This window comes from Streptomyces sp. NPDC041205 (assembly GCF_055591765.1).
In genome coordinates this window covers 113,789-126,500 of the sequence record NZ_JBVIZH010000008.1, presented here as the reverse complement: position 1 = coordinate 126,500, position 12,712 = coordinate 113,789, and the positions used below count along the sequence as shown (strand labels likewise).

The following is a 12,712-nucleotide window of genomic DNA, read 5'->3' as shown; positions in this document are numbered from 1 at the left end:
CGATGATGGAATCGCGCGCGCGTCTCGTACGCCTCTCCTCCGCCCGCCTGGCCGACGCGCGCCGGCGCACGGGCGACTATTCCGACAGGACCATCACCGAAGCCTGCGCCCTCGCCCTCTCGTACTGGGTGACGGGCCGGAGCCCCGACGGCATCGACCTCGCTCCCGGCATCCTCTTCGCCGACGTCCTCGGCTGGATCGACAACGGCGGGGTGGGGCCGGACGACTGGCGGGTCGCCGAAGACGGCGCGGGCGGCGCGGACGGCTGGACCATCGCCGTCCCGGAAGGCGTCGACCTGGCCGACGCGCAGCTCGCCCTCGACGACCTGGCCGACTTCCCGGACCGGCCCCTCGGCACCGTCGGCCCCTCCGGCGTCGCGGCCCGGCTCGCGACCCTGGCCGAGTGGAACGACACCGACGCCGACCGGGTCCGCCCGACCATCGTGGAGATGTTCCGCGAGCAGGCCAGGAGCAGGCCGGACGCCGTCGCCATCGTCGACGAGCACCGGTCGCTGACGTACCGTCAAGCCGCCGAGCTCTCCAGCCAGTTGGCCCACCACCTTCTCGACCGCGGCCTCACCGCCGAACAGGTCGTCGGCATCTCCCTCGGCCGCTCAGCCGAGATGGTCATCGGGCTCCTCGGCGTCCTCCAGGCGGGCTGCGCGTTCGTCCCGCTCGACCCGCAGTGGCCCGCCGCGCGCCGAGCCGTCGTCATCGACGACGCCCGCGTCGTCCTGCAGCTGAACGGCTCCGGCGAGCACGACGCGAGCGAACCGGACGCCGTGGCCGTCGACCTCGACCACTGGGCGTACGGCGCCCACCCCACCGACGGGACCGGCGTCACCGTCCCCGGCGACGCCCTGGCATACGTGATCTTCACGTCCGGCTCGACCGGACGGCCCAAGGGGGCGATGATCCGCCACGAGGCCATCAGCGAACGCCTGCTGTGGCAGGTGGGCGAGATCCTCGGCTTCGGCCACGACGACGCGTCACTGTTCAAGGCGCCGCTGTCCTTCGACATCTCCATCAACGAGATCTTCCTGCCGCTGGTGTGCGGCGGCAGGCTCGTGGTCCTGCGGCCCGGAGGCGAACGTGACCCGCACCACCTCCTGGGCGTCATCGCCGAACAGCGCGTCACCTTCACCTATCTGGTGTCGTCGATGCTGGACGTCCTGCTCGAGATGGCGGGCGACTCCGGCCGCCTCGACAGCCTGCGCCACGTCTGGTGCGGCGGCGAGGTGCTCACACCTGAGCTGTACGAGCGCTTCCGCACCCGCCTCGACATCCCCATGTACCACGGCTACGGCCCGGCCGAGACGACCATCGGCGTCTCGCACGTCATCTACCGGGGCGAGGCCGAGCGCCTGTCGACGTCGATCGGCAAGGCCAACCCCAACACCCAGCTGTACGTCCTCGACGACGAGCTGCGCCCGGTCCCGGTCGGGGTCGGCGGCGAACTGTACGTCGGCGGCTTCCTGCTGGGGCGCGGGTATGTGAACGCGCCAGGACTGACGGCCTCCCGATTCGTGGCGAATCCTTTCGCCGGGGACGGCTCCCGCCTCTACCGCACCGGTGACCTCGCGCGCTTCGCCCCCGACGGCTCCCTGGACTTCCTCGGCCGCGCCGACAACCAGATCAAGATCCGCGGCATGCGCCTGGAGATCGAGGACGTCGAGGCCGGTCTCGCGGAGCACCCCTCCGTACGGCACACCTGTGTCGTCGCGAAGAAGAACACGGCGGGCGGCACCTACCTCGTCGGGTACGTCATCCCTGCCGCCGGCAGCGAGGACCTGCGGGCGGACGACGTCAAGGCCTGGGCCGCCGAGCACATGGTCGAGTACATGGTGCCCGCCCACCTCGTCGTGATGGCCGAGTTCCCGCTCACCGCGAACGGCAAGCTCGACCGGAACGCGCTGCCGGAGCCCACGGCCGGCGCGGGATCGGTCGTCGCGCCCACGACCGACGACGAACGCGCGGTGTGCACGGCCGTCGCGACCCTCCTCCAACTCGACGAGGTCGGCGTCGACCAGGACTTCTTCCAGCTCGGCGGGGACAGCATCCTCGCGATCTCACTCCTGAGCGCGCTGCGCGACGCGGGCCTGTACGTCACGGCGCGGCAGATCTTCACCCACAGCGTCGTCGGCGCCCTCGCCGCGGTGGCGAGCCGCGAGGACGTGACGGCCGTGGACCACGGCGACACGGCGACCGGAGCCGTCGTGGGCTCGCCCATCGTGCAGTGGCTCGGCGAGACCACGGACGCGATCGACGGCTTCGTCCAGTCCGTCGTCCTGAACACCCCGGCGGAGCTGACCGCCGACACGCTCGACGAGGCCCTGTCGGCCCTGGTCCGCCACCACGCCATGCTGCGCGCCAAGTTGATACGCGGCGACCGCTGGAGCTTCGACATTCCGGAGGTCGGCGAGGCGTCCGTGTCCTGGCAGGAGAGCGGCCTGCCACTGGACGAGTGCGTCGCGCTCGCCACCGACGGGCTCGACCCCGAGAACGGCGTGATGCTGCGCGCCGTGTGGCGCCGCGCGGAGCGGCAGCTCGTCGTGGTCGTCCACCACGTGGTGATCGACGGTGTGTCCTGGCGGGTCCTGATGGAGGACCTGGCCACGGCGTGGCGTCGGCTCGGCGAGGGCGCGTCGGTCGAACTGCCCCCGGTGGGCACGTCGTTCCGGCGCTGGACGCAGCTCCTCGCGGGCGCGGACTTCGAAGCGGACCGCGCGTACTTCCAGCAGCCGCTGCCGGGACCGGACCAGCCGGTGGCCAGGCGCGCGCTGTCCGAGACCGACACCGTCGAGCGGGAGCGGCTCCGCACCGTCTCGGTCGGCCCCGAGGTCACGGCCGCGCTCCTCGGCGAGATACCCGCGAAGTTCCACGCGGGCGTCAACGACGTCCTCCTCACCGGGCTCGCCGTCGCCCTCGCCCGCTGGCGCCGCGACCTCGGGCAGGACCAGACGTACGCCCACATCGAGCTGGAGGGCCACGGCCGCGAGGGCCGCTTCGTGGCGGGCGCGGCGGGCTTCGAGCCGGACCTCTCGCGCACGGTCGGCTGGTTCACCACCCTGTTCCCGGTGACCGTCGACCCCGGCACGGCGCCGGACCCGACCGCGCCGGAGTACCTGGCCGCCGCGCTCAAGGCCGTCAAGGACGACCTCGCCCGGGTCCCGGGCAACGGCGTCCCCTACGGCGCCCTGCGGTACCTCACCGGCACCGCCTTCGACGCGCCCGCCCCGCAGGTCCTCTTCAACTACCTGGGCCGGTTCGACGCGGGCGCGTCCGGGGACTGGCAACTGGCGGGCACCACCGGGCAGTTGGGCGAGAAGCGCGACCCGAGGATGCGCCTGCCGCGGGCCCTGGAGTTCAACGCCATCGCCGAACCCGCCGCGAACGGCGAGTACGAGCTGGTCACCACCGTCTCCTGGCCCGACGGACTGTTCACCGACGACGACATCACGACGATCGGCGACTACTTCCGGGTCGCCCTGGCCGGCCTCGCCGCGCTCGACGAGGGCGGCCACTCGCCCAGCGACTTCCCCCTGGTGCCGCTCACGCAGGCCGACGTCGACGCCCTGGACGGACCCGCGCTGCGCGCCGTCCTGCCGTTGACCCCCTTGCAGGAAGGCCTGTACTTCCACTCCGTCTTCGACGACGACTCCGCGGGCGCCTACGTCGAGCAGCAACTCCTGACCCTGGAAGGCGAGGTGGACGCCGACCGGCTCGCGGCGGCCGCCACCCGGCTGCTCACGCTCTACCCGAACCTGGCCGCGCGTTTCGTGGCCCTCGCCGACGGCCGCGTGGTCTCCGTCCTCGACGGCGGCGCGCAGGCGCCCTTCACCACGCTGGACCGCCCCGGCATCACCGACGACGAGCTGCGCGACCTCGCCGAGCGGGACCGCCGCGCCGGGTTCGACCTGGCCACCGGCCCCCTGATGCGCTACACGCTCGTCCGCGCGGGCGCCGGGCGCACCGTCCTCGTGCAGACCGTGCACCACATCATCGCCGACGGCTGGTCCGTGCCGCCGATGCTGCGCTCCCTGCTCGCCGAGTACCACGCGCCCGGCACCGTGTACCCGCGCGGCGGCTTCCCCGACTACGTGAGCTGGCTCGCCGCACGCGACGACGACGAGAGCGACCGGGTGTGGCGCGGCGAGCTGGCCGAGCTGCCCGGCTCGTCGCTGGTCGCCGAGGGGCACACCCCGTCCGACCGGTTCGCCGACACCGCGGTGGAGGTGCGGGACGACATCGACGCCGCCGTCCGCTTTGCCGGAGTGCCGCTGAGCGTCGCCGTGCACAGCGCCTGGGCGCTGACGCTGGGCGGCATCCTGCACACCGAGGACGTCGTCTTCGGCTCCACCGTGTCCGGGCGCGACGCCGATGTGCCCGGCATCGAGGACATGGTGGGTCTGTTCATCAACACGATCCCCGTACGGGCCCGTTGGGCCGCCGCGACCACCTCCCGCGACCTGCTCGCCTCGGTGCGGGAACACCAGAGCGCGGTCCTGCCCCACCAGCACGTCTCGCTGGCGCGGATCGGCCGCCAGGTGGGCTCCGGCTCCCTGTTCGACACCCTGGTGGTGTTCGACGTCGCGACCGACGTGGCCGCGCTGCGCGGCCCCGACGACACCCTCGTCATCGCCGACATCGTCAACGAGGGCGCCCCGCACTACCCGCTGACGCTGGTGGTGGAGCGCGCCCTCGACGGCCGCCCCCGCTTCAACCTGATCTACGACGGCGAGCTGCTGCGCGAGTCGAGCGCCCAGGACATCCTGCGTACCTTCACCCGCACCCTCACCGGCCTGCTCACCCGGCCGGACGCCCTGGTCGCCGACCTCGCCGACCTCGCCCCCGAGGCCGACCGGCGCCCCGCGCCCATCACTCCGACGACCCTCGCCGGGCTCTTCGACGCCGCCGCGCACCGCGCCCCGGCCGCCACCGCCGTCACCCAGTGCGGCCTCGACGGCGACACCCGGTCCCTGACGTACGGCGAACTGGCCGAAGCCAAGGACGCGTTGGCCGCGACGCTGCGCGCGGCCGGTGTCGGACCGGGCCGACGGGTCGCCGTCGCCGTGCCGCGCTCCGTCGAGCAGGTCGTCGCCCTGGTCGCGGTCGTCACCGCGGGCGGCGCGTACGTACCGCTGGACCTGGCCCACCCCGACGACCGCCTCGCGTACATCCTCACGGACGCGGCCCCGCAGGTCGTCCTCGTGGACCGGGAGCAGCGGGACCGCTTCACCGGTCTGCTGGCGCGGGCGGGCGTGTCGGCACGCGTACTCGTCCAGGGGGACGAGCAGACGCACCAGGACGGGCGGCCGCGGGACGCCACCGCGCCCGAAGCGGACTGGCGCGACCCCGCGTACGTGATCTACACCTCCGGGTCGACCGGCAGGCCCAAGGGCGTCGTCGTCCCGCACTCCAGCGTGGTCACGCTGCTCGCGAACACGCAGCCCGACATGGGCTTCGGGCCCGACGACGTGTGGGTACAGTTCCACTCCTTCTCCTTCGACTTCGCGGTCTGGGAGCTGTGGGGCGCGCTGGCGCACGGCAGTGAACTGCTGCTTCCCGACTACGCGTTGACACGCTCCCCGGTCGACTTCCACCAGCTGGTCCGCGAGCGCGGCGTGACCGTGCTGAACCAGACCCCGTCGGCCTTCTACCAGTTCATCGAGGCCGACCGGCACGCCGGAGAGCCGGTCCCGGCGCTGCGCCGGATCATCTTCGGCGGCGAGGCCCTCGACCTCGGGCGGCTGCGCGGCTGGGTCGAACGGCACGGCACCGACGCGCCCGAGCTGGTCAACATGTACGGCATCACCGAGACGACCGTCCACGTCACCCACCGGGTCCTGACCGACGAAGACTTCGGCCCCGGCGGCGACGTCAGCCCGATCGGCGGCCCGATCCCGGGCCTCGGCACCTACCTGCTCGACGACCGGCTGCGGCCGGTGCCGCCGGGCCGCGAGGGCGCCATCTACGTCGCCGGTGACCAGGTGTCCCTCGGCTACCTGGGCCGCCCCGGCCTCACCGCGAGCCGGTTCGTGGCCGATCCGTTCGCGGCCGACGGCTCCCGCATGTACCACACGGGCGACCTCGCCCGCCGCACCCTCGACGGCGAGCTCGAATTCACCGGCCGCGCCGACGACCAGGTCCAACTCAAGGGCTTCCGCATCGAGTTGGGCGAGGTCGAGGCCGCGGTCCGGGAACTCGACGGTGTCGTCGACGTGGCCGTCACGGTGGCGGACAGCGGGGACCACCTGGTGGCGCACGTGGTGGGCCGGGTGCCCGGCGACTTCGCCGCCCGCCTGTCGGCGAAGCTCCCCGTGCACATGGTGCCGAGCCGGGTGCTGCCGACGGACGCCCTGCCCCTGACGGTCAACGGCAAGCTGGACCGCAGGGCGCTGGCCGAGCGTGCGGGCGAACCCAGTGGGGGCGCGGGGAACTGCGCGACCAGCCACGACGCACCAGCGGGCGAGAACCTGCCGCAGCCGCCCCCTGCAACGCCCGCCGGCGACGCCGCGCTGAACGCACTGGTCGGCATCTTCACCGAGGCGCTCTCCGGGGCGGAGGTGAACGCCGACACCGACTTCTTCCGCGCCGGAGGCGACAGCATCGTCGCCATCACCGTCATCAACCGCGCCAGGGCCCTCGGCCTGAACATCGCGCCCAAGGACATGTTCCTGTGGAAGACGCCGCGCGGGCTCGCCGAGCACCTGGCCACGCGCACCCCGTCCGCCGCGACGGCGCCCGCGCCCGCCCGCCACGAGGACGGCCCCTTCGCCCCGACCCCGATCATCCTGCGCCAGCGCGAACTTGGCGGCTCGCTCGCCCGGTTCGCCCAGGCCAGGACCCTGACGGCACCCAAGGGCACCGGATACGCCGACGCCGAGCGCGCCGCGCGTGCCGTCGTCGCCGCGCACCCGGCGCTCCGCCTGACGCTGCGCGTGGAGCACGGCGCATGGGCCCTGCGGACCGAACCCGCCCGCGAGGTCACCGTCGTACGGACGCAGGCCACGGACCCGGCGGCCGTGGCGAACGAAGCCGCCGGGCGGCTCGACCCCGAGTCCGGGAACGTCATCGCGTTCTCGTGGCTGGAGGCGAGCCGGACCCTGGTCGTCACCGTGCACCACCTCGCCGTCGACGCCGTGTCCTGGCTGATCCTCCTCGACGACCTGGCCACCGCCATGGGCGGGGCGGACCTGGCGCCGCCGACCACGTCGTACGCCGAGTACGCGGACGCGCTGACGCTCCAGTCGGCGCAGGCCATCGACGATCTCGGACACTGGGTCAGCACCCTCGACGCCCCCTCGCTGCTTCCCGCAGCGGCGGGACAGCGCGAGACCACCGTCGTACTCCCGACCCACCTCACCGACCGCGTCACCCGCACCGCACCCGCCGCACTCGGCATCGGCCTCACCGAATTGCTGTGCGGCGCGCTGCGCACCGCGCTGACGCACGTCCAGCCGACGCCGACCGACCTCGCGGTCGAACTGGAGCGGCACGGCCGGGTGCCGGTCGAGGACCCCCACGACTACACGCGCACCGTCGGCTGGTTCACCTCCATCGCGCCCGTGCGGCTCAGCGCGCACACCGACCCCGTGGCGGCGGCCCGCGAGGTCGCCGAACGGCAGCCGGACGAGCGCGCGCACGTCGCGTACGGCCGGCTCAGGTACCTCAACCCGCAGACGGCCCCGCTGCTCACCGCCCGCCCGCAGGTGCTCTTCAACTACCTCGGCCGGGGCAGCGAGTCCCAGGCGCCGCACCTCACCGGCGGCGACCAGGGCAGCCCCTACGCCGTCGAGGTCAACGCGTGGGTCGACGCGGGCACGGGCAGGCTGCACGCGGCCTTCACCCTTGCCGACGGCATCCCCGACGCGATCACCGAGCACTGGCACAGCGCGCTGGAGCGCGTCGCGGACGTCGCCGGGACGGCCGAGCGCACCGCGCCGGTCACGCCGCTCCAGCGGGGCCTGTTCTTCCAGGCCCAGATGGCGGGCCGGGCCGGGCACTACGTGGCGCAGAGCTGGTTCACCTTCGACCGGCGTCTTGACGTCGACGCGCTCGCCGGGGCGATGTCGTACGTGATGTGGCGGCACCCGGTCGTCGGCGCGGGCTTCGCCACGGACGACGACGGCAACCCCGTCCAGGTCCTCAAGGCGGCGGGCCGCCGGGTCGACGTGCGCACGGTCGAACTGGCCACGGACGCCGAGGTCGAGGCGCTGCGCACCCGGGACCGCGACACCGGCTTCGACCCGGGCGAGCCGCCGTTGATCCGCCTCACCGTGGTGCGGTTGCCCGACGGCCGCGACGGACTGCTGCTCAGCTACCACCTGCTGCTGTGGGACGGCTGGTCCCGCGAGATCGTGCTGCGGGACCTGTTCGCCGCGTACCAGGCCAACCTCGCGGGCGAACCGCTCGACCCGACCCCGGCCACGCCGGGCTTCGAGGACCACGCCCGGGCGCTCGCCGCCAAGGATCCGGCCGTGTCGGAACGGTTCTGGGCCGACCACCTGGCCGCGCTCCCGGGGCCGACGCTGCTCGCGGGTCCGACGCCGACCGTGTCGGACGAACTGCCGACCGCGCTAGTCCACACGCTGTCCGCCGCACAGTCGGACCTGCTGCGGGACGCGGCCAAGGCGCACGGCGTCACGCTCAACTCGCTCCTGACCGGCGCGTTCGGGCTCCTGCTCGGCGCGAACACCGGCCGCAGCGACGCCGTGTTCGGCGTGACCGTATCGGGCCGTGACGGCGAGGGTCTTTCCGACATCGTCGGCGTGCTCCTCAACACCGTGCCCATGTGGACGCGGGCGCGGCCGGAGTCCACGGTCCGGGAATACCTGGAGGCCGTGCAGAGCGCGCGCGTCGAGGCGATGGAGCACGAGCACCTCGGCCTCGGCGAGATCCAGCGGGCCAGCGGGCACGACACGCTGTTCGACAACCTGTTCGTGCTCCAGAACTTCCTGGACATGGACGCGTTCGCCGAGATGAACGCCCGGCACGGCATCACATCGGTACAGGCCGACGACTCCACCCACTACCCGTTCACCTGGGTCGTCACCCCCGGCGACCGGCTCACGGTCAAGCTGGAGCACCGCGACGGAGACACCGAGAACGCCCGCCGTCTCCTCGACGACTACGTCCGCGTACTCGAAGACCTGGCCCGCTCCACCGGCCCGGTCGGCGCGCTGCCGGGCCTCGGGAAGCAGCCCGAGCCAGGCGAGCGCACGGACGTCGGCACGGACACCGTCGTCGACCGCTTCGACCGGGCGGCCGACCGCGATCCGCAGCGGGTGGCGCTCGTCGCCCACGGCGCGACCATGACCTTCGCCGAGCTGCGGGACCGCAGCCGCGCGGTGGCGGGCGTGCTCGCCGGGCGGGGCATCGGCCCGGAGACGAACGTGGGCCTCGCGATCCCGCGCTCCCTCGACTCGATCGTGGCGCTCTTCGCCGTCCTGCGCGTCGGCGCCGCCTACGTACCGCTGGAGCTCGACCACCCGGACGAGCGGATCGCCGCGATCGTCGAGGACGCGCGCCCGGACGTGATCCTCACCGTCAGCGCGGTGTCGCCCCGCCTGACCGGGGACGTCATCGGCACCGACGACCTGATCGAGCTGGATCTGCCGCTGCCGGCGGCCGAGCCGTTCGTGACCTTCACGCCGGACGACCCGGACCGGCTGCGGCACCCCGCGTACACGATCTACACCTCCGGGTCGACCGGGAAGCCCAAGGGCGTGGTGACCGAGTACGCCGGGCTCACCAACATGCTGATCAACCACCAGCGCCGGATCTTCGAGCCGGTCCTCGCGGACCACGGCCACCGGGGCTTCCGGATCGCGCACACCGTGTCGTTCGCCTTCGACATGTCGTGGGAGGAGCTGCTGTGGCTCGCCGACGGCCACGAGGTGCACATCTGCGACGAGGAGCTGCGCCGTGACGCGCCCGGCCTGGTCGCGTACTGCCTGGAGCACGGCATCGACGTCATCAACGTGACGCCGACGTACGCCCAGCAGCTCGCGGCCGAGGGCCTCCTCGACCACCCGGACCGGCGCCCGGCGCTCGTGCTCCTCGGCGGTGAGGCCGTCACGCCGACCCTGTGGCAGCGGCTCGCCGACACCGAGGGCACGGTCGGCTACAACCTGTACGGACCCACCGAGTACACGATCAACACCCTCGGCGTCGGCACCTTCGAATGCCAGGACCCGGTGGTGGGCGTCGCGATCGACAACACCGACGTGTACGTCCTCGACCCGTGGCTGCGGCCGCTGCCCGACGGCGTTCCCGGTGAGCTGTACGTGGCGGGCATCGGCATCGCGCGCGGCTACCTCGGCCAGTCAGCCCAGACCGCCCACCGGTTCGTGGCGTGCCCGTTCGGCGAGCCCGGCGCGCGCATGTACCGCACCGGGGACCTCGTGGTCCGGCGGCCCGACGGGAACCTGATGTACCTGGGCCGCACCGACCAGCAGGTCAAGATCCGGGGCCACCGGGTCGAACTGGGCGAGGTCGAGGCCGCGTTCGCGGCCCACGCGGCGGTGCGGTTCGTCGCCGCGGTCGCCCAGCCGGACCCGCAGGTCGACGGGGCGTACCGGCTCGCCGCCTATCTCGTCCTCGACGGCTCCGACCTGGCCGAGGTCGCCGCCGAAGTGGGCACGGCCCTGCCGGACTTCCTGCGCCCCACGCACTACGCGCAGGTCGACAGCATCCCGCTGACGGTCAACGGGAAGGCTGACACCAAGGCGCTGCCGGAGGCCAAGCCGCTCGGCGCGCTCACCACGGCGGGGGAGCGCGGTCCGCAGACGGAGACCGAGACCGTGGTGTGCGAGTTCTTCGCCGAGGCCCTGGACCTGGATGATGACGAGGTGAGCGCCGTGAGCGACTTCGTGTCCCTCGGAGGGCACTCCATGCTGGCGGTACGCCTGATCGGGCTGCTCCGCCGAGAGTACGGTCCTGTGGTCACCATCCGTGATCTGTTCACCCTGCGAACCCCGGAAGCGATTGCCCGCCACCTCGATGACAACTCCTGACACGCAGCGGCCCCGACCGGGGTCCGACATCCTGCGCACCGCACTGCGGCGCAACCTCGGTGCCATGGCCGGGGGCACCCTCCTCATGGGCCTCTACCAGGCGGGGGAGACCGCATTCCCGATCGCGCTCGGCCTGATCGTCGAGCACACGCTGCGGGAGGACCGCAGCCTCGGCTCGCTCGCCGTCGCGATCGGCGCCCTCGCCGTGATCATCACGACGGTGTCGCTGTCGTGGCGGTTCGGGATGCGCATCCTGCAGAAGGCCAACACGACCGAGGCGCACCGCTGGCGGGTGCGGGTCGCCGCCTGCGGGCTCCAGCCGGTGGCCAGGGACGTCGACCTCAAGTCCGGCGAGGTCCTGACCATCGCCACCGAGGACGCCGACCAGACCGCCGACATCGTCGAAGTCGTGCCGATGCTGATCAGCTCGCTGGTCGCGATCGTCGTCGCGGCCGTCGCCCTCGGCCTCGCCGACTTCCGGCTCGGCCTGCTCGTGATCGTCGGGACCGTCGCGATCCTGTCGGTCCTGAGCGTCATGTCCAAGCGGATCGGGTCCAGCACACACGAACAGCAGGCCCGGGTGGCGCGGGCCGGCGCGAAGGTCGCCGACCTGATCACCGGCCTGCGCCCGCTGCACGGCTTCGGCGGCAACCACGCGGCGTTCGGCTCCTACCGCAAGGTCAGCACGGAGGCCAAGCACCAGGCGATCACCGTCGCCAAGGTCAACGGCGTCTACGCGGGCGCCGCCCTCGCCCTCAACGCGGTCCTCGCCGCCGCCGTGACCCTCACGGCGGGCTGGCTGGCCTTCTCCGGTCAGATCAACATCGGCGAACTCGTCATGGCCGTGGGCCTCGCGCAGTTCATCATGGAGCCGCTGAAGCTGTTCTCGGAGATGCCCAAGTACGTGATGGTCGCGCGGGCGTCTGCCGAGCGGATGGCGCTGGTCCTCAACGCGCCGCCGGTGACGACCCCGGGGCCCGGGCAGCCGGCCGCGGGCGGCGACCTGGAGGTGGACTGCGTCCGGCACGGGCCGCTGCGCAAGCTCAAGTTCCAGGTGCCCGCCGGTGAGTTCGTGGCGATCACCGCCTACCAGCCGCGCGCGGCGGCCGACCTCGCGGCGATCCTCGCCGTGAACGTCCCGCCGCACGCGTACGAAGGGGTGGTCCGGGTCAGCGGGCAGGAGCTCGCGGACCTGTCGGTCGAGTCGGTCCGCTCCCACATGCTGGTGAACCCCTACGACGGGGAGATCTTCGCGGGCACCCTGCGCTCGAACATCGACCCCTCGGGCACCAGCCGCACGGTCCCCGAGGCCGTCGAGGCGTCCATGCTGACCGACGTCGTCGCCCTGCACCGCGACGGCCTCGACTACGCCGTCCGCGACCGCGGCGCGAACCTCTCGGGCGGCCAGCGCCAGCGCCTGTCCCTGGCCCGCGCCCTCGCCGCCGACACCGACGTCCTCGTCCTGCACGACCCGACGACGGCCGTCGACGCGGTCACCGAACAGCTCATCGCCCGCAACGTCGCGAAGCTGCGCCGGGGCCGCACCACGCTCGTGATCACCAGCAGCCCGGCCCTCCTGGACGCGGCCGACCGGGTCCTGGTCCTCGACGACGGGGTCATCACCGCCGAGGACACGCACCGGAACCTGCTGGCGAGCGACGAGGCGTACTGCTCGGCCGTGGCGCGGTGAGCCT

2 protein-coding genes are annotated in these 12,712 nt (G+C 72.9%); both read left to right on the top strand.

Going from position 1 to position 12,712, the window contains the following annotated elements; genetic code table 11:
* Positions 1–2 precede the first annotated feature (2 nt).
* Complete coding sequence (locus tag ACZ6BG_RS30300; RefSeq protein WP_469007417.1) at positions 3–11,018, top strand: non-ribosomal peptide synthetase; 11,016 nt, start codon at positions 3–5, stop codon at positions 11,016–11,018.
* On the top strand, positions 11,005–12,708 hold the full coding sequence (locus ACZ6BG_RS30295) for an ABC transporter ATP-binding protein (RefSeq protein WP_469007416.1): 1,704 nt from the start codon (positions 11,005–11,007) through the stop codon (positions 12,706–12,708). The genes ACZ6BG_RS30300 and ACZ6BG_RS30295 overlap by 14 nt, the downstream gene beginning before the upstream one ends.
* Positions 12,709–12,712: the final 4 nt, after the last annotated feature.